Origin of the sequence: Streptomyces rectiverticillatus (assembly GCF_013394065.1) — a bacterium.
Classification (GTDB): domain Bacteria; phylum Actinomycetota; class Actinomycetes; order Streptomycetales; family Streptomycetaceae; genus Streptomyces; species Streptomyces rectiverticillatus.
The window spans coordinates 251,669-270,491 of sequence record NZ_CP040752.1; the positions used below are offsets into that span (position 1 = coordinate 251,669).

Annotated in this window: 11 protein-coding genes and 1 pseudogene; 6 read left to right on the forward strand and 6 right to left on the reverse strand. The window is 72.1% G+C overall.

Translation table 11 applies throughout. The features are described from left to right. Positions 1-96: 96 nt before the first annotated feature. From FGW37_RS01035 to aceE, 3 genes are all read right to left on the reverse strand, one after another. Positions 97-1,374 carry an MFS transporter gene (locus FGW37_RS01035; protein WP_179079293.1) on the reverse strand — a complete coding sequence of 426 codons (1,278 nt, stop codon included), beginning with the start codon at positions 1,372-1,374 and terminating at the stop codon, positions 97-99. Beyond that, positions 1,371-2,912: an FAD/NAD(P)-binding protein gene (locus FGW37_RS01040; protein ID WP_179079294.1), complete on the reverse strand. Its 1,542-nt coding sequence runs from the start codon at positions 2,910-2,912 to the stop codon at positions 1,371-1,373. Before FGW37_RS01040 ends, FGW37_RS01035 begins: the two co-directional genes overlap by 4 nt. Before the next feature lie 426 nt (positions 2,913-3,338). Then, positions 3,339-6,002: a pyruvate dehydrogenase (acetyl-transferring), homodimeric type gene (gene aceE, locus FGW37_RS01045; RefSeq protein WP_246430199.1), complete on the reverse strand. Its 2,664-nt coding sequence runs from the start codon at positions 6,000-6,002 to the stop codon at positions 3,339-3,341. A gap of 299 nt (positions 6,003-6,301) precedes the next feature. On the opposite strand from aceE, the gene FGW37_RS01050 reads away from it, so the two are divergent. Both FGW37_RS01050 and FGW37_RS34050 read left to right on the forward strand, forming a co-directional pair. After that, positions 6,302-6,709, forward strand: a complete 408-nt coding sequence (locus tag FGW37_RS01050; RefSeq protein WP_179079296.1) for a hypothetical protein — start codon at positions 6,302-6,304, stop codon at positions 6,707-6,709. A gap of 47 nt (positions 6,710-6,756) precedes the next feature. Beyond that, a pseudogene (locus FGW37_RS34050) lies at positions 6,757-6,897 on the forward strand (sulfotransferase domain-containing protein); the annotation flags it as partial. A 206-nt stretch (positions 6,898-7,103) separates the two neighbouring features. On the opposite strand, the gene FGW37_RS01055 reads toward FGW37_RS34050, so the two are convergent. From FGW37_RS01055 to tsaD, 3 genes are all read right to left on the reverse strand, one after another. Next, positions 7,104-7,949, reverse strand: coding sequence for a dienelactone hydrolase family protein (locus tag FGW37_RS01055; RefSeq protein WP_179079297.1), 846 nt, complete (start codon positions 7,947-7,949; stop codon positions 7,104-7,106). Positions 7,950-8,128: 179 nt separating this feature from the next. After that, the gene (gene alaS / locus FGW37_RS01060) at positions 8,129-10,774 is read right to left on the reverse strand and encodes an alanine--tRNA ligase (protein ID WP_179079298.1); all 2,646 of its coding nucleotides are present in this window, start codon (positions 10,772-10,774) and stop codon (positions 8,129-8,131) included. A 55-nt stretch (positions 10,775-10,829) separates the two neighbouring features. Then, the gene (gene tsaD, locus FGW37_RS01065; RefSeq protein ID WP_179084429.1) at positions 10,830-11,879 is read right to left on the reverse strand and encodes a tRNA (adenosine(37)-N6)-threonylcarbamoyltransferase complex transferase subunit TsaD; all 1,050 of its coding nucleotides are present in this window, start codon (positions 11,877-11,879) and stop codon (positions 10,830-10,832) included. 163 nt (positions 11,880-12,042) lie between these two features. On the opposite strand from tsaD, the gene FGW37_RS01070 reads away from it, so the two are divergent. The 4 genes from FGW37_RS01070 to katG all read left to right on the forward strand — a co-directional run bounded on the left by FGW37_RS01070 (position 12,043) and on the right by katG (position 18,762). After that, complete coding sequence (locus FGW37_RS01070; protein WP_246430200.1) at positions 12,043-12,636, forward strand: nucleoside-triphosphatase; 594 nt, start codon at positions 12,043-12,045, stop codon at positions 12,634-12,636. Between the two features lie 77 nt (positions 12,637-12,713). Further along, positions 12,714-14,849, forward strand: a complete 2,136-nt coding sequence (locus FGW37_RS01075; RefSeq protein ID WP_179079299.1) for a DUF4139 domain-containing protein — start codon at positions 12,714-12,716, stop codon at positions 14,847-14,849. Positions 14,850-14,857: 8 nt separating this feature from the next. Then, positions 14,858-16,429, forward strand: a complete 1,572-nt coding sequence (locus FGW37_RS01080; RefSeq protein WP_179079300.1) for a mucoidy inhibitor MuiA family protein — start codon at positions 14,858-14,860, stop codon at positions 16,427-16,429. A 143-nt stretch (positions 16,430-16,572) separates the two neighbouring features. After that, complete coding sequence (gene katG / locus FGW37_RS01085) at positions 16,573-18,762, forward strand: catalase/peroxidase HPI (RefSeq protein WP_179079301.1); 2,190 nt, start codon at positions 16,573-16,575, stop codon at positions 18,760-18,762. Positions 18,763-18,823: the final 61 nt, after the last annotated feature.

Genomic DNA, 18,823 nt, shown 5'->3' on the forward strand with positions numbered 1-18,823 from the left:
GGTCGTGGCCGCAGTGCACCAGACCCTCCTCCCGAAGCCGGCCGGCTCGGGCAAGGCTCGAACCAGCCGACCGATCCATCCGGAATCTTCAGCTGATCACGATCTGCCCGTTTTTACGGGCCCGGCGGTCCGGACGGCCGAAGCCTCCTGACCCGCCCGCGTCCGGCTCCGCAGGGCGAACACGCAGAGCAGGAACAGCGCCAGGGCGGGCAGGGCGATCGCCAGAGCGAGCATCGGGGCGTCGGGAGAGCCCGGGATGCCGGTCAGGGCGGTGTAGCAGGCCCCCGACGCCATCTGCAGGAAGAAGAACAGCCCCGAAGCGGCACCGGCGTACTCGCCCTCGTACCGCATCATCCCGGCCTGGCAGGTGGGGAACAGCGCGCCTACGCCGAGCATGCACACGGCCATCGGCAGGACGATGCTCAGCGCGCTGTCCGGCCACAGGCGCACCGTGACCGGCATCAGCAGGGCGGTGCCCGCCGCCACCGCGGCGGCGGTACGCGCGATGAACTCCAGCGACCGCGTCCTGCCCAGCCGCTTCGCCGTGGTGCTGCCGGCCACGTAACCCGTGATCACCAGCGTGTACAGCGCTCCGTAGACAGTGGGCGAGGCACCCAGCTGCAACTGCAGGAGATCGCTGGAGTAGGTGGTGAAGGTGAAATAGGTGCACCAGGCGAGACTGATGGCACCGGCGAACACCGTGAAGTCGCGGTGGGCGAGAACCGTACGGTACGCCCTGGCCAGCCCGGCGAGGCCTCCCGACGGCCGCACGGAACCGGCCGAGGTGCCCGCGGCCCCGGCTGCCGTGCCGCTGTCCGCAGGCAGGAGCTTGGCGACCGCGCCGACGGTGACCGCGCCGAGCACAGCCATGAAGGCGAACAGCGCACGCCAGGAGGTGTGTTCCACCACCAGGCCCGCCAGCGGCGGCGACGCGGCCGGGGTCACCGCGATCACGGTGGACAGCGCGGTCAGCATGGGCAGTCGCTGCTCCTTGGGCAGCGCCCGCTGCACCCACAGCCGGGAGATCACCGTGCCCGTACCGGCACCGAGCGCCTGCAGCACCCGGCCCGCCACGAAGACCCCGTACCCGGGGGCCAGCAGACACAGCAGGGACGCGCCCGTGAACACGACGAGCCCGGTCAGCTGGATGCGCCGGGAACCGTAGCGGTCCGCCAGGTTGCCGGTGAGGATCATGCACACGGCGTACGCGGCCATGTAGCCGACCAGTGAGCTGCTGGTGCTGCCCGGCCCGACCCCGAACGACCTGCCGATGGCCGGCAGTGCGGGAACGTAGGCCGCGAGCGCCAGCTGAGGCACGAACACCAGTGACATCAAGCAGACGGCCAGCCCCCGCGGCAGTCCGGCCTGCTTCACGCGACGGCCCCCACCAGCAGGCGGTCCGAGGCCGGCACGAGCTGAGCCGCCACCTGGGCGGCCTGCCGCGCGACCAGCTCCATGGAACTCACGTGGAAGTGCTCCCCCGAGGCCAGGTCGCCGAGCACATAGAGCCGGGGAAACGCTGCTCCCTCGGAACCCCGTACCTGGTTGGTCCCGGGATCGACCCGGATGCCGCCCAGCGGGTGGGAGACGAAGGTGCCGTTGCGCACCAGCCGGGACGTCAGCGAGGAGGCGGACGCGGCGGCCGTGTTGTTCGTGCGCCCCACCGCGTTGACGACCGCGTCGTAGTGCCCGGTGCGCCCGTCGGCGAAGGTCGCGGTGAAACCACCGCCCGCAGCCGCCGTGACATGGGTGATGCCCCTGGCGAAGCCGAGCCGGCCCTCCTCGTGGAGGCCGAGCAGCCGGTGGGCGTTGGTCACCGGCATCGGATTACGCAGGCAGTTGTACGTCCGGTAATGGTCCCGCAGGAACAGGCGCCGGCTCGCCTCCGGAAGGGAGCGCCACAGCTCCGAGTAGAACGGGGTGAGAGCACCGACGCAGCGCTGCGCGAGGCCGCCGGGCAACGGATTGTCCAGCCGGTGGCGCATCAGCTCGGGCGCGGACCAGGCATCGGTGTACGGGCGCAGCGCCTCGCGCATGCTCGTTCCACCCGACCGCAGGGTGGCGTCGACGAGTTCATGGACGCTGCGCAGGCTGACGCTGCCACGTGCGAGCAACCGGCGTGCACCGGCGAGGAGTTCGGGCAGTTCGCCGGTGCCGAGGTCGGTGCGCACGTCCGGGATCCGGCCGGACCGCGAGGCGAGGGTGATCCGGCGCTCCTGCCCGGCGTCCGCCAGGACGACGGCCACGTCGATCGCCGTCAGCCCGGCCCCCAGTACGAGCACCTCCGCGCTCGGGTCGACCTCGTTCAGCGAGCTGACGAGGGGGTACGGCTGGGCGACGAATCCGGCCCTCCCGGCGAGCCCGTAGACATCGGACGGCGCGATGGCGCCGATCGCGATGACCACCTCGTCGGCGACGAAGCGGTCCCCGTCGGCGGTGGTCAGGATGTGCCCGTCGCTCCCCGCGGCCGCGCCGGTCCCCACGGCCAGGTCGACGACAGCGGACGGCACGAGCGTCACCTGCGCCCCGAGCAGCCGCAGGTCCTCCCGGGACTGGCAGAAGACGTTCTCCAGATACTGGCCGAACAGCGAGCGGGAGACGAAGTGCGAACGCGGCGTCCGCCGCGCCTGCGGGCCGCCGCCCTCGCCTGCGGAGGTCTGCCGGTAGAGCCAGCGGCGGAACTGCCCGGGGTCGCCGTAGTCCACGGACATGGCGGAATAGGGCCGGTTGAGCAAAGCGGTATCGGCGTCCTCGGCATAGGCGATGCCGGGGCCGAAACTCTTCCCTGGTTCGAAGACGATGACATCCGCCGCCGCGCCGGCCACGTCGCCCGACAGCCGCCGGGCGTACGCGGCGAGGAATGCGGTGCAGGCGGCACCGCCGCCGACCACGGCGATGGTTCGTTTCTTCAACACTGCTACTCCGGTGTGTGGTGGACAAAACCCGCTCTGAAGGCGGCCGTTCGGCATCGACGGGGGGTGCGCGCGAGAGACCACGGTGGTCTTTCCGGCGGCGGGGCTACGACAGTCGGCTCCACAGGAGTTCCGCTATGCGTATGGAGCCGTTCCCCCTCAACTCACCTGGTGAGAAGCGATGTCGTACCCGGGCGGGTAAAGATCACCTCACCAGTTCGGGACGAGGTCCACAGTGACGGAGGCCATAATTCCCCCACTGGGTTTACCGGCCACGGATCCGGTTTTCAAGGGAGTGGGAAAAGCCGGTCCGCCGTCCTGTACGCAGCACTTACCTCCGGTCGCACGACGGGGGAAATTCCCGCTGCTCACACGTGAAGGCCCGGCGTCCGCCGGGCCTTCACCGCCTCCCGCGTGAGGTGCGGGTCAGTCCTCCAGGCCGTACCGCCGTGCGGCCTCGCGCACCGTCTCCGGCTTGATCTCGCCCCGCCGGGCCAGCGCCGCGAGTGCCGCCACCGTCACCGACTCGGCGTCGACGCCGAAGTGGCGCCGCACCGCCTCCCGCGTGTCGGAGAGGCCGAAGCCGTCGGTGCCGATGGACGTCCAGTCCTGCTCGACCCAGGGGGCGATCTGGTCGGGGACCGCCCGCATCCAGTCGCTGACGGCGACGACCGGACCCGGCGCACCGTGCAGGGCCCGGGTCACGTACGGGACCCGGGCCTCGCCCTTGAGCTGCGCCGCGTCACAGGACAGGGCGTCGCGGCGCAGCTCGGTCCAGGAGGGCGCGGACCACACGTCGGCGGCCACGCCCCAGTCGTCGGCGAGCAGCCGCTGGGCGTCCAGGGCCCAGTGGACGGCCGTGCCGGAGGACAACAGCTGGAGGCGAGGGGCGCCGTCCGGGGCGTCGGCGGCCTCCTTGAAGCGGTAGAGGCCCTTGAGGATGCCCTCCTCCGCGCCCTCGGGCATGGGCGGCTGGACCTTGGTCTCGTTGTAGACCGTCAGGTAGTAGAAGACGTCCTCGGCTTCGGGGCCGTACATCCGCCGCAGGCCCTCCCGGACGATGACCGCGATCTCGTACGCGAACGCCGGGTCGTAGGAGACCGCCGCCGGGTTGGTGGAGGCGATCAGGTGCGAGTGGCCGTCGGCGTGCTGGAGGCCCTCGCCCGTCATGGTGGTGCGGCCGGCGGTGGCACCGATGACGAAGCCCCGGCCCAGCTGGTCGGCCAGCGCCCAGAACTGATCGGCCGTCCGCTGCCAGCCGAACATGGAGTAGAAGATGTAGAACGGGATCATCGGCTCGCCGTGCGTGGCGTACGACGTGGCGGCCGCCGTGAAGTCGGCCAGCGAGCCCGCCTCGGTGATGCCCTCGTTGAGGATCTGACCGTCCTTGGCTTCCTTGTAGTACAGGAGCTGGTCACGGTCGACGGGGTCGTAGGTCTGGCCGGCCGGGGAGTACAGGCCGGCCGAGGGGAAGAGGGACTCCATGCCGAACGTGCGGGCCTCGTCGGGGACGACCGGCACCCAGCGCCGGCCGGTCTCCTCGTCCCGCATCAGCTCCTTGACCAGCCGGACGAACGCCATGGTCGTGGCGATCTCCTGGCGGCCCGAGCCCTTGTGCAGGGCCTCGAAGGGCTTGGCGGACGGCTCCGGCAGCGGCTTGGCGACGACCTTGCGGGCCGGGGCCGGACCGCCGAGCGCCGAGCGGCGCTCGCGCAGGTACCGCACCTCCGGGGAGTTCTCGCCGGGGTGGGCGTACGGGACCGTCTCGCCGTCCAGTGCGCTGTCGGGGATCGGGAGGCCGAGCAGGTCCCGCATCGCCCGGAACTCCTTCCCCGTGAGCTTCTTCATCTGGTGGTTGGCGTTGCGCGACTCGAAGCCCGGGCCGAGCGTGTAGCCCTTGACGGTCTGCACGAGGACGACGGTCGGCGCACCCCGGTGCTCGACGGCGGCCCGGTAGGCGGCGTGGACCTTGCGCGGCTCGTGGCCGGCGCGGGAGGTCCGGAAGAGCTCCAGGAGCCGGGCGTCGGCAAGGCCCGCGCCGATGGTGTGCAGCGGGGAGCCGGGGCCCTCGGCGCCGAAGAAGTGCTCGCGGAGATAGGCCGGGTCCGCGGTGGCGTACGTCTGGAACTGCGCGTCCGGCACCTCACCCAGCCGGCGCACCAGCGCGCCCTCGGCGTCCTGCGCGAAGAGCTCGTCCCAGGCCGTGCCCCACAGCGACTTGACGACGTTCCAGCCGGCGGCGCGGAACTGGGCCTCCAGCTCCTGCACGATCTTGAAATTGGGGCGGACCGGGCCGTCCAGGCGCTGGAGGTTGCAGTTGATGACGAAGGTCAGGTTGTCCAGTCGCTCCCGGCCCGCGAGGGCGAGGGCGGCGGTCGACTCCGGCTCGTCCATCTCGCCGTCGCCGAGGAAGGCCCAGACGCGCGACTGCGAGGTGTCCTTGATGCCGCGGTGCTGCAGATAGCGGTTGAACCGCGCCTGGTAGATCGCGGAGAGCGGGCCCAGACCCATGGAGACGGTCGGGAACTCCCACAGCCAGGACAGCCGGCGCGGGTGCGGGTAGGAGGGCAGCCCGTCGCCCGCGGCCTCCTGCCGGAAGCGGTCCAGCTGCCCCTCCGTCAGGCGGCCTTCCAGGAAGGCGCGTGCGTAGATGCCCGGGGAGGCATGGCCCTGGATGTAGAGCTGGTCGCCTGATCCGTCGGATTCTTTACCGCGGAAGAAGTGCTGGAAGCCCGTCTCGTAGAGCCAGGCCGCCGAGGCGAACGTCGCCATGTGGCCGCCCAGGCCCGCGCGCTGGTTGCCACGGGTGACCATGGCGGCCGCGTTCCAGCGGTTCCAGGCGGTGATCCGGGCCTCCAGCTCCTCGTCGCCCGGGTAGCCGGGCTCGGCGGAGGTCGGAATGGTGTTGACGTAAGGGGTCTCCAGGAGCGGAGGGAGGCCCAGCCCGGACCGCTCGGCGTGTTCGAGCGTACGGCGCAGCAGGTACGCCGCCCGGTCGGCTCCCCCGAACCGGGCGGCGGAGTCCAGGGACTCGCACCACTCGGCGACCTCCGACGGGTCCTTGTCGGGCAGTTGGTCAAGCTGGGACACGGGTGATCCTCTTTCACGATCCCGGGGTGGGGACGGGGGTACCACGGATTCCGTGTGACGGAACCTCATTTCCGTCAGACCACGCTAGGAGCGGCAAGTTGATGCAGTCAACACCTACCGAGGAGTAATGATCGATGATCGATCAAACGCCCGACGGCGAGCACATCCCGGCGCGCCATTCGCGATAGCGTGCGGTCTTTCTCCCCTTCGAGTGAACGGCAGGGAGGCCCGGAACCGGGCCGCCGGGCGGCTCCTACGCTGACGCCACGACGTCACGTGTCCCAGGGGGAGGACCGATCATGCTCGGCAGGACCCTGCTCGCCCTCGCCGCTCTCACCACCGCGCTGGTCATTCCGTCCGCGCCTCCGGACGCCGACGCGGCGGTGCTCGCCACCACGTCGCTGACCAACGCCTCCGACGGACGAACCCTCAGCCTCCGCACCGGCGATCAGATCAGCATCCGCCTCCGCCCCGTCCGGAGCAACGGCGAGAAGTGGACGTGGAACACGCCTGTGGCCTCCTCGGCCGACGTCCTCACCCGGACGGAGGGACGTGAGGCGCCGGACGGGGGCGCCACCGCCGACATCCGCGTCGACGGGGCCGGTCAGAGTGACATCACCGCCCAGCGCACGTGTACGGCCACCCGCCCGCAGCACCGGTGCCGGCACGCCACCTTCCAGTGGCGGGTGACCGTCAACGCCCACTGACGACGAAGGGACGACAGCCCCGCCCGCCCCTGAGCGACAAGGCAGGCATGGACCGCTCGCTGCGCCGACGCACGTATCGCACGCCGGTATCCGACAGCACCCGCTGGGACCGTTTCCGGCCGCGCCCGGACGACATCATCATCACCACGCCGCCGAAGTGCGGCACGACCTGGATGCAGCGCATCACCGCATGTCTGGTCTTCGGACACACCGGACTGCCCGGCCCGCTGCGAAGCATCTCACCGTGTCTGGAACACCTGCGGCCACATGCACCGGACCCGGGGTACACGGTCCTCTGCCCAGCGATCCGCGGGCCTTCTGGCGGGCGCTCTTCTCCGGTGAGTCGATGGGACGCGGCGGCGCGCGGTTCATCTGGAGCGGTTCACGTCCGACATCAGCCGGCTGTCGTCCCGGAGCCTCCGGGCGGGCTCAAACGCTCGGTCAGGAAGGCGAGGATCTCGTCCCGGGCCTGCCGCGTGGGGTGTCCCTCCTCGTCGACGAGGTGGGCGGTGACGACGCTGTGAGGGGTGCCGACCACGTCGCGGAAGAACGGGGGCGGCTCGGTGTTGGCGGAGCTTCCGGGAAGGACGCGGCCGTCGAAGGCGTCGCCGAGGAGCGCCCGGTAGGCGGCGAAGCGCCGGCCGGTGCACCAGCGGTCGTCGTCGAAGCGGTAGGCGAGAACCTTCAGTCCGTCGCGCGCGATGCGGTCGCGGACCGCGCGCGCGTCCTCGTCGCTGATCTCGAGTCCGGCGGGGTCGTCGAACGGCAGTGACGGGTGGTTGACCACCGGTGCGATGACGGCCGGTTCCATCGCCATGGTGAGGGCGAAGTTGCCGGTGAAGCACAGGCCGATCACGCCGACTCCCGGACCGCCGCATTCGGCGTGGGCCCGGCGCGCCAGCCCGCGCAGCCACGCGGTGACGGGGCTGGTCCCGCCCCCGGCGAACGCGTGGAACTCGGCACTGACGCACGCACGGCGGACGATCTTCTCACCGGCCTCGGCCGTGGGATAGGCGCCGTCGGTCCCGAAAAGGGAGGGCACGTAGACGGTGAAACCCGCATCCCGCACCCACCGCGCCAGCCGAAGGACGTCGGGGCTGATGCCGGGCATCTCGGGCATCAGCACGACGGCCGGCCCGGCACCCGCGACGTATACCGTCTTCACCACCCCGTCCACATCCACGGGCCGGCGGGAGAAGTCCGTGATCGCGTCGTCAAGACGTCCGTCGGCAGCGCTCATGGCTGATAAGCGTGGCCTGATGCTCCGCGCACGGTGAGAGGCCAAGTCGCCATGCATGGACGAAATCTCGCCAAGAAGGGCGCCCGCCCCGTGGCTGCGCGGCGCCGGTGCCGGTGCCCTGGGGAGCGCGTGGCCGGCCGGCACGCGCTCCCCTCAGCGGTCAGCGGGTCGTCACAGGGTCAGCGGCCGCCGACGAGGCGGGGAAGGTCCGCCAGGACGTCGTTCACGCGCTCGGCGGGGATGCCGCCGCCCTGGGCGATCTCCGGCGAGCCCCCGCCCCGGCCGCCCAGGAGCTGCTTGACCAGCGCGGCGGCGTTCAGCCCGGCTTCCCGGGCCGGCGCCGTGAGGGCCAGGACCAGTCCGCCGGACGCAGTGGCGACGGCGACCGCACCGGGACAGCCCTGCGGGAGGCGGTCGCGGACGGCGAGGGCCAGGGCGCGGGCCTCGTCCGTGGTGCCGTCGGCGGTCGTGGTGACGACGAGCGTGCCGCCCGCGTCCACGGCCCGGCCGGCCAGCTCGGCGGCCTGAGCCGCGGTGGCTCGTGCCTTGAGGCGGGCGTTCTCCCGGTCCGTGGCCTTGAGCCGGTCCAGGAGGCCGGCGACCTTCTCGGGGAGTTCGGCGCGGGGCGCGTTCAGCTGCTCGGCGATGCGGGAGACCAGGTCGCGTTCGCGGGCGAGGTAGCCGAAGCCCTCGACACCGACCGCGGCCTCCAGGCGGCGCATGCCTGCGCCGACCGAGGACTCCGCGGTCAGGGCGACCGTGCCGACCTGGGAGGCGTGGTCGACGTGGGTGCCGCCGCACAGCTCCCGGGACCAGGCCCCGCCGATCTCGACGACCCGGACCTGCTCCCCGTACGTCTCGTCGAACAGGGCGAGCGCGCCGAGCTCCTTGGCCTCCGCCAGGGTCATCCAGCGCACGCCGACCGGCAGGTCGCGGCGCAGGGCGCGGTTGGCGGCCTCCTCGATCTCGCTGCGGACCGCCTGCGAGAGGGCGCCGCGCCAGGGGAAGTCCAGGCGCAGGTAGCCGGGCCGGTTGTACGAGCCGGACTGCAGGGCGGTGGGGCCGAGGACCTCGCGGAGCGCGGCGTGCAGGACGTGGGTGCCGGAGTGGGCCTGCCGGGCGCCGAGGCGCCACTCGGGGTCGACGGCCGCGACCACCGGGTCACCGGCGGCGAGCTCCCCGGCGGTGATGCGCACCTGGTGCACGACCAGTCCGGGCAGCGGGCGCTGGACGTCGAGGACCTCGGCCTCGGCCGAGCTGCCGGAGATGCGGCCGGCGTCGCTGTCCTGGCCTCCGGATTCGGCGTAGAACGGGGAGCGGTCCAGGACGACCGAGACGATCTCGCCCTCGCGGGCGGCCGGCACCGGGCCGTTCGCGCCGAGGACGGCCAGCACCTTCGACTCGGTGGTCAGGGTCTCCCAGGCACGCCATTCGGTCGGGCCGTGGGCGTCCAGCACGGTCCGCAGCGCGCCGGTGTCGGTGGCACCGCCGGACTTGCGGGCCCGGGCGTCGGCGCGGGCCCGTTCGCGCTGCTCGTTCATCAGCGCGGTGAAGCCCTCCCAGTCGACCTCGACGCCCTGTTCGGCGGCCATCTCCAGGGTGAGGTCGATCGGGAACCCATAGGTGTCGTGCAGCAGGAAGGCCTGCTTGCCGGGCAGCGAGCGGCCGCCGTCCGCCTTGACCCCGGCGACGGCGGTATCGAGCACGGTGGTGCCCTGCTTGAGGGTGGCGCGGAAGGCGTCCTCCTCTCCGTACGCCTGGTCCGCGATCCGGGCGAACGCCTCGGTGACCTCGGGGTAGCCGGGGGCCATGCAGTCGCGGGCCACCGTCATCAGCTCGGGCAGGGCCGGGTCGTGGAAGCCGAGCTGGCGCATGGAGCGGACCGAGCGGCGCAGGATGCGGCGCAGCACGTAGCCCCGGCCCTCGTTGCCGGGGGCGGTGCCGTCGGCGAGCAGCATCAAGGCGGTGCGGACGTGGTCGGCGACCACCCGCAGGCGGACGTCGGCCTGCGGGTCGGCGCCGTAACGGACCCCGGCGAGTTCGGCGGCGCGGTCGAGGACCGGGCGGGTCTCGTCGATCTCGTACAGGTTGTCCTTGCCTTGAAGGAGGGTGGCCATCCGCTCCAGGCCCATGCCGGTGTCGATGTTGCGGCGCGGCAGTTCGCCGAGGATCGGGTAGCCGGACTTGCCCACGCCCTCACCGCGCTCGTACTGCATGAAGACCAGGTTCCAGAACTCCATGTAGCGGTCCTCGTCGACCGCCGGGCCGCCCTCGCGGCCGAGCGCCGGGCCACGGTCGTAGTACAGCTCGGAGCAGGGCCCGCAGGGGCCGGGGACTCCCATGGACCAGAAGTTGTCCTCGTCGCCGCGGGCCACGATGCGCTCGTCGGGCAGTCCGGCGACCTCGCGCCAGATGCCGCGGGCGTCGGTGTCGGAGTGGTGGACGGTGACCCAGATACGGTCGGGGTCGAGACCGTAGCCGCCCTCGGCCTGCGCCTTCGTCGACAGCTCCCAGGCGAAGCCGATGGCCTCCTCCTTGAAGTAGTCGCCGAAGGAGAAGTTGCCGTTCATCTGGAAGAAGGAGCCGTGCCGGGTGGTCTTGCCGACCTCCTCGATGTCGAGGGTGCGGATGCACTTCTGCACGCTGGTGGCGCGCGGCCAGGGCGTCGCCTGCTCCCCGGTCAGGTAGGGCTTGAAGGGGACCATGCCGGCGTTGACGAACAGCAGGGTCGGGTCCGGTGTCGGCAGTGGTGCGCTGGGGACGACGGTGTGGCCGCGTTCGGCGAAGAAGTCCAGGAATCTGCGGCGGATGTCGGCGGTACGCAAGGTGTGCTGCTCCGTTGCTGCTCGGGTCTTGGACTCGGGTTTCGGTCGTCGCTGTTCAGGCGGCCGTGCGGGCGAGCGGGGTCAGAGCCGCGTACTCGAGCGGTGCCGACGGGTCGATCGACACGTCGAGGGGCGCCGGTTCGGCGCCGGAGCGGACGAGGAGGTCACCGACGGCGGCGATCATCGCGCCGTTGTCGGTGCACAGGGTCATGGGCGGGACGCGCAGTTCGATCCCGGCCGAGGCGCAGCGCTTCTCCGCCAGGGCGCGGACCCGGGAGTTGGCTGCCACTCCCCCGACGACGATCAGCGTCCTGACGTCGTACGCGCGGCAGGCGGCGAGCGCCTTGCGGGTCAGTACGTCGGCCACGGCCTCCTGAAGGGCGGCGGCCCCGTCGGCGACCGGGACGTCCTCGCCGCGCAGCCGGTGGCCCTCGACCCAGCGGGCCGCCGCCGTCTTGAGGCCGGAGAAGGAGAACGCGTACGGGTCGTCGCCGGGCCGGGTCAGCGGGCGCGGGAAGGCCACGGCCCGCCGATCGCCCTCCCGTGCCGCCCGGTCGATGGCGGGGCCGCCCGGGTACGGCAGGCCCAGGATCCGGGCCACCTTGTCGAAGCACTCCCCCGCCGCATCGTCCAGGGTGTCGCCCAGGTGCAGGATGGGCTCGCGGACCAGGTCCCGTACGAGCAGCAGGGAGGTGTGGCCGCCGGAGACGATCAGCACCACGCACGGTTCGGGCAGCGGCCCGTGCTCGAGGGTGTCGGCGGCGACGTGACCGGCCAGGTGGTGGACGCCGTACAGCGGAACCCCGGCCGCGTAGGCGAGGGTCTTGGCGCCGGACAGGCCCACCTGGAGCGCGCCGGACAGGCCGGGGCCGGTGGTGACGGCGACCGCATCGATCCCGCTCAGCCGCATCCCGGCCTGGTCCAGGGCCTGGCGTACGACCGGGTTGAAGGAGTGCAGGTGCGCCCGGGCCGCGATCTCGGGCACCACTCCGCCGAACCGCGCGTGCTCGTCCATGCTCGACGCCACCACGTGCGCGAGCAGTTTCCCGTCCTGCACGATGCCCGCGCCCGTTTCATCGCACGACGACTCGATCCCCAGCACCACCGGTGCGCCCACAGCACGTCTCCCTCTGCTTTTTGCTCGCAACTGCAATATATGTGCAATAAGCGGAGAGGTGGGCACGGCCCCTGACACCCGGGGCTGCGCTTGCCGGAGCGCCACCTCAGTCCCGCGGCCTCACCTGCGCGAGGATCGCGGGGACGACGCCATGCACGCACCCTCGGAGGACGCGATGCCGACCAGGATCCTGCTCGAAGGACGGCCCGGCGTGGGCAAGACGACCGCCGTGCGGCGGCTGGCCTCCCTGCTGCACACCCGTACGCCCGTCGGTTTCACGACGGAGGAGATCCGGGAGGGCACCGCACGAGTGGGTTTCGCGCTGGAGACGCTGGACGGCAGGCGGGCCGTGCTCGCGCACGTCACCTTCCCCGGGCCACCGCGCGTCGGCCGGTACGGTGTCGACCTGCGCGTCATGGACGAACTGGCCCTGTCGGCCCTCGCGCCGCTGTCACCGGGACCGGGCCCGGATCCGACTCCGGCTCCGGCTCCGGGGGATCTCGCGCTCATCGACGAGCTGGGCGGGATGGAGCTGTCCAGCTCCGCGTTCCGGGAGGCCGTGGGGGAACTGCTCACGGCCGACATCGACGTCGTCGCCACCGTGCACGCGCGCCACGACCCGTTCACCGACGCTCTCAAGCAGCGCCCCGGCATCGAACTGGTCCACGTGACCGCACAGAACCGGGATGCGCTGCCCGGGGAACTGGCGGCACGCCTGGAGACGCTGGAGACGCCGGAGACGTAAGGCTCCGCACCGGCGCGGATGCGCGGAACCCTCAGGCGTAGGCTGCGCTCAACACGGACGCGGTGGGGGCGCAGCACATGACGGCTGAGACGGCACAGACGTGGGGGTCGACCCTCGATTCGGTCGTGGTGTACGCGCAGGGCGCGGTCTGCCGCCGTCTGGCCCGGGGCAGCGTGCCGCCGGACGGCCGGGTGCGGGTGACGGGGCTCCCCCGCTCGCTGGACCCGGGTTCGCTGCGGGCCCGAACCCTGGGCACCCCGGGGGTGCGTGTCACCGAGGCCCGGGTGGAGGTTGGGGCCGGGCCGCTCGGCACCGGTACGCCCGAAGGGTTGCGGCGCGAGGTCGAGCGGCTGCACGACGAGTACGCGGCCGCGCAGGGCCGCCGGGACCGGCAACTGAGCCTGATCGAGGAGGTCAGGGGGCTGCGCCCGGTCCCACCGGCCCGCAGGCGCGAGGACTCTCACCGCCGTACCCCGGTCGACGCGTGGCTGGAGCTCGCCGACTTCGTCGAGGAGCGGCTGACGGGACTGCACGCCCGCCTCGTCGAGCTGGAGGAGGCACTGCGCCGCGCCGAGCACGAACTCGCCGTCGCCACGGACAGGCTCGACCGCGCCTCCACCGACGCACCGTCAGCGCACGTGGAGACCACGGTCTCCGCGGTCCTGACGCTCGACGGCACCGCCGGCGCGGAGACGGACCTGGAACCGGCCCCGGACCCGCACCTGGAGCTGGAGCTGGAGTACGGGGTGCCGGGCGCCGTCTGGGTGCCTGCCTACCGCCTCGCCTACCGTCAGGGCGACGGCACCGGCGATCTGGTGCTGCGCGCCTCGGTCGCCCAGCGCACCGGCGAGGACTGGACCGGCGTGCGCATCGCCCTGGCCACCGCCGACCTGCGGCGCCGCACCGACCTGCCGAGGCTCCGCTCGATCCGGATCGGACGCCGTCAGCCCGCCCTCGCGCCTTCGGGCTGGCGCGAGCCCCCGGCGGGGCTCGCCGACCTGTTCGCCGGGTACGAGGCGGCCGGCCCTCGCCCTGACACGACCGGCGCTCTCCCGGCCCCCTGGGCCGGCTCCGCGCCCGTGGGTGCCGCGGGCGGCTCCGCGCCCGGCCCCGTTCCGCCACCGCCGGCAGCACCGGCAGCACCGGCACCGCAGGGCTACGGCGCGCCGCCCGCAGCGCCCTGGGCGCCCGGCGGCGCAGGCGGCCCCTTCCCGGAGGACTTCGGCGGCGAGATGGCCGAGCGGTCACAGCCGGCCCCCTCGCATCCGGGAGCCGTGCCGCATCCCGGCGGCGGGCCCTTCGCAGGGGCCCGCGCTCCCCTGGCGCCTGCGGCTCCCGGCCGGGCTGCGCCACCGCCGCCGCCTCCGGCACCCGGTCCGCCGCAGCCGAGCAGCGCCGAGCTCGACTACGCCGCCCTCGTCCTGTGCGGCCCCGACGAGCAGGGCGGTCGCCGGGGCAGGCTGTTTCCTGACGCTCCCTTCGACGCGGTGGCGGCCGAGTACCGCCGCCGCGCCGAAGCGGTGGCCGCGCTGCCGCTGCCCGGGCACGCCGCGCGGCCCCGCGAGTCGGCCGGTTCCTTCGATCACCGCTTCGATGCCACCGCCCGCGCCGACGTTCCGTCGGACGGCACCTGGCACACCATCACCGTCGCCGAGATCCCGGTCGGTCTGCGCACCGAGTACCTCTGTGTGCCGTCCGTGGAGCAGACCGTGTACGCGACGTTGGTGCTCTCCAACACCACCGGCCGGGCTCTGCTGGCCGGCCCGGTGGAGGTCACGGTCGACGACGACTTCCTGCTGACCGCAGCACTGCCCACGCTCGCCCCCGGCGGTGTCCGCCGTGTGGGGCTCGGGCCGGCCGAGGGCATCCGGGTCACCCGCCGTACGAACCTGCACGAGTCCACCTCGGGCCTGCGCAACAACACCACCGTGCTCGACCACCGCGTCCACGTGGAGCTGGCCAACAGGCTCGCGAGGCCCGTCACCGTCGAGGTCCGCGAGCGGGTTCCGGTCACCTCCGAAGCGGACGTCCGCATCGAGGAGCGGGCCGACTGGACGGCACCCGAGGCCGGCACGGGCCCCGAACACCACGCCCCGGGCACCCGCGTCTGGCGGGTGGACCTGCCCGCCGGCGGCACCACCGCCCTCGACGGCGGTTACGAGATCCGCATCCCGGCCGCCAAGGCACTGGTCGGCGGCAACCGCAGGAGCTGACACCCACCATGTCCACGTCGTCCACGTCGCCGAAGCCGATCGCCCTCCCCGTCACCGCCGTCACCTGCATGGAGGATCGCGCCCACATCGAGCGCACCGCCGCGCTCGACCTGGAGGCCGGGGTCCAGCGGCTGCGTTTCGGGCCGGTCAGTGCCCTGGCCGTCGACCGCACCCTCCACGCCGAGCTGACCGCCGATCACCCCGCGACCGTGCTGAACGTGCGGCTCGTCCGCACCTGGACACCGCGCGGGCCGCTGTCGTCCGCCGACGACGACTCCGCCCTGCGCCGGCGCGTACACCTCCTCGAAGAGGAACAGCTCGCCCTGGGACAGCGACGCGATCGGCTGCACGCCCGCCTCGACCTCCTCGGCCGCCTCGCCGCCGATGTGCTGCGGGAGATCGGCGAAGGCGCCGGCTCCGGGGAGGCCGAAGGGCCCCGCTGGTCCCGCGAACTGGACCGTGTGGACGACGAGCGCGACGCGTACGGCGAGCAACTCCGCGCCGTGGAGGCCCGGCTGGCCGCCCTTGCCACCGAACTCAGGGAGGTCCGGCGGGCCATGGACCTCTCCGAGGAGGAGCCCGCCGAGCTGGTCGGTCACATCGAGCTGACCGTGGAGACCGCGGTCGCGGGGCCGGTCGAGCTGCGCCTGAGCCACCTCACCGCGTGTGCGCTGTGGCGGCCCGCCTACCGGGCCGTGCTCGACGGGGACTCCCTGACGCTGGAGACCGAGGCGATGGTCTGGCAGCGCACCGGCGAGGACTGGTCGGACGTACGGCTGACGCTGTCGACGGCACGGTCGGCTCTGGCCACCGATCCCCCGCGGCTGGGTGAGGACCGGCTGACGCTCAAGGACCGCTCCGCCGCGGAGCGCCGCACGGTCGACGTCGAGCTGCGCGAGGAGGAGATCGGGGACCTCGGCCCGGTCCCGGTGCTCGGCCTCCCCGGGGTGGACGACGGCGGCGAGACGCGGGTGCTGCGCTCCCCCGCGCCGGTCTCCGTGCCCGGAGACGGCCGCGCCCACCGGGTGCCGCTCTCCGTCTTCACCACGGCCGCGAGCAGCGAGTACGCCTGCTCACCCGAGCTGTCTCCGCTGGTCACCCGGGTGGTGCGGTTCGACAACCGGTCCGGCCATGTGCTGCTCGCCGGGCCCGTGGACCTGGTCCGCGGCAGTGGGTTCAGCGGCCGCGGCACGCTGGACTTCACCGCCCCCGGCGCCCCCGTCGAGCTCGCCTTCGGCAGCTGTGACGACCACCGGGTGGTCCGGGAGGCCGAGGAGTCCCGTGACTCCGCCGGAATCATGCAGCGGACCGTGGTCACCCGCACGGTCCGGCTGCACCTGTCCCGTTTCTCCGCCCCTGGGGAGCAGGGCGAACGGGTGGTCGTCCTGCGGGAGCGGATCCCGGTCTCCGAGGTCTCGGCGGTGGAGGTGCGCCTGCGCAACGAAGCCTGCTCCCCGGCGCCCGCCGCGGTCGACGCCGAAGGCATCGCCCGCTGGGACGTCCCCCTCCCGCCCGGCGGCCGCCGCACGGTCACCCTGGTCTACGAGCTGTCGGCGAGTTCCAAAGTCGCCGGGCTCTGAGCTCGGCGGGGCCCGGTCCGCTGCACGCACGCTGCATCGCCGACCGCACTCGGAGGTGCTCTGCGTGTTCTCGTAGCGGTGCGGTCCGCGGTGCGCGACCATCGGATTCCGGCGGAAACACCGAAACAGGAAGAAGGACGGATGTGTCCGGCAGCGAGAGTGAGAACCCGGTAATCCCCTCCCCCACCCCGACGCCGTCCCGTCCCCGGACGAACCGGGACTGGTGGCCCAATCAGCTGGACCTTCAGGTTCTCCACCAGCACTCACCTCGTGCCAATCCGCTGGGTGAGGACTTCAACTACGCGGAAGAGTTCGCGACCCTGGACGTCGACGCGCTGAAGCGGGACGTCTTCGAGGTGATGACGGCGTCACAGGACTGGTGGCCGGCCGACTACGGCCACTACGGGCCGCTCTTCATCCGGATGAGCTGGCATGCAGCGGGGACGTACCGCATCGCCGACGGCCGGGGCGGTGGCGGCTCCGGCGCTCAGCGCTTCGCCCCGCTCAACAGCTGGCCGGACAACGCGAGCCTCGACAAGGCGCGCCGTCTGCTCTGGCCGGTCAAGCAGAAGTACGGCCGGAAAATCTCCTGGGCCGATCTTCTGATCTTCGCCGGAAACTGCGCCGTGGAATCGATGGGGTTCAAGACGTTCGGTTTCGGCTTCGGGCGAGAGGACATCTGGGAGCCCGAGGAAATCTTCTGGGGACCCGAGGACACCTGGCTCGGAGACGAGCGCTACAGCGGCGACAGGGAACTGACCGGTCCTTTCGGTGCCGTGCAGATGGGACTGATCTACGTCAATCCGGAGGGGCCCAACGGTAACCCCGATCCGATGGCTGCCGCCCGGGACATCCGCGAGACGTTCGGGCGTATGGCGATGAACGACGAGGAGACGGTTGCGCTCATCGTCGGCGGCCACACGTTCGGCAAGTGCCATGGTGCCGTCGATCCCTCGTACATCGGCCCGGAGCCCGAGGCCGGCCCCATCGAACAGCAAGGCCTCGGCTGGAGGAACACCTGCGGCAGCGGCAAGGGCGCCGACGCGCTCACCAGCGGGCTCGAGGGCGCGTGGACCTCGGAGCCGACGACGTGGGACAACGGGTACCTGGACAACCTCTTCAGGTACGACTGGGAGCTGACGACGAGCCCGGCCGGTGCGAAGCAGTGGACCCCCACGGATCCTTCGGCCAAGGACACCGTGCCCGATGCTCATGATCCGTCGAAGAGGCACGCTCCCATGATGCTGACGACGGACCTCGCGCTGAAGCTGGATCCGGTCTACGAGCCGATCGCGAAGAGCTTCCACGAGAACCCGGCCAGGCTGGCGGAAGCGTTTGCCAAGGCGTGGTACAAACTGCTGCACCGTGACATGGGGCCCCTCCCGCGTTACCTCGGCCCTTGGATTCCCGAGCCGCAGCTGTGGCAGGACCCCGTCCCCGAGGTCGACCACCAGCTGGTCGCGGACGAGGACATCGCCGCCCTCAAGAGCAGGATCCTCGCCTCGGGGCTGTCCGTCCCCCAGCTGGTCACCACCGCTTGGGCGTCGGCGGCGAGCTTCCGCGGCACCGACAAGCGCGGCGGGGCCAACGGGGCACGCATCCGGCTCGCGCCGCAAAAGGACTGGGAGGTCAATGACCTGCCCGAGGTGGCCGAGGCCCTGCAGACACTCGAGCGACTCCGGCAGGACTTCAACCGCTCACAGGCCGGCGGAACGAGGGTTTCGCTCGCCGACCTGATCGTCCTGGGCGGGTGCGCGGCCGTCGAGCGGGCCGCGAAGGACGCCGGGCACGACATCACCGTCCCGTTCGCACCGGGGCGCACGGACGCCTCGCAGGAGCAGACCGACGTGGCGTCGTTCTCCGTGCTCGAACCCAAGGCGGACGGGTTCCGCAACTACCTCCGGGCGGGAGAGAAACTGTCTCCGGAGACCCTCCTGCTGGACCGCGCCAACCTGCTGACGCTGACCGCCCCCGAGATGACGGTTCTGATCGGCGGCATGCGGGCCCTCAACACCGGCTTCGACCGATCTCCGCACGGCGTCCTCACCCACCGCCCGGAGACCTTGACCAATGACTTCTTCGTCAACCTGCTCGACATGAGCACGGAGTGGAAGGCGTCGACCTCGACCGAGAACCTTTTCGAAGGCCGGGATCGTGCCACGGGCGAGGTCAAGTGGACGGCCACGGCCGTCGACCTCGTCTTCGGTTCGCATTCCCAGCTCCGGGCCGTCGCGGAGGTCTACGCGTCCCAGGACGCGGGAGAGAAGTTCGTACGTGATTTCGTGGCGGCGTGGGGCAAGGTGATGAACCTCGACCGGTTCGAGCTCGTCTGAACCCGGTGTCCCGTCAGCCGCCTCGTCCGCCACGGCCGGGCTCCGCACGGATCCGTGCGGG

Excerpts from the sequence above, each read along its gene's own strand:
- FGW37_RS01050 (WP_179079296.1), top strand. The coding sequence starts at position 6,302 with ATGCTCGGCAGGACCCTGCTCGCCCTCGCCGCTCTCACCACCGCGCTG.
- FGW37_RS01055 (WP_179079297.1), bottom strand. The coding sequence starts at position 7,949 with ATGAGCGCTGCCGACGGACGTCTTGACGACGCGATCACGGACTTCTCC.
- FGW37_RS01070 (WP_246430200.1), top strand. The coding sequence starts at position 12,043 with ATGCACGCACCCTCGGAGGACGCGATGCCGACCAGGATCCTGCTCGAA.
- FGW37_RS01075 (WP_179079299.1), top strand. The coding sequence starts at position 12,714 with ATGACGGCTGAGACGGCACAGACGTGGGGGTCGACCCTCGATTCGGTC.
- FGW37_RS01080 (WP_179079300.1), top strand. The coding sequence starts at position 14,858 with ATGTCCACGTCGTCCACGTCGCCGAAGCCGATCGCCCTCCCCGTCACC.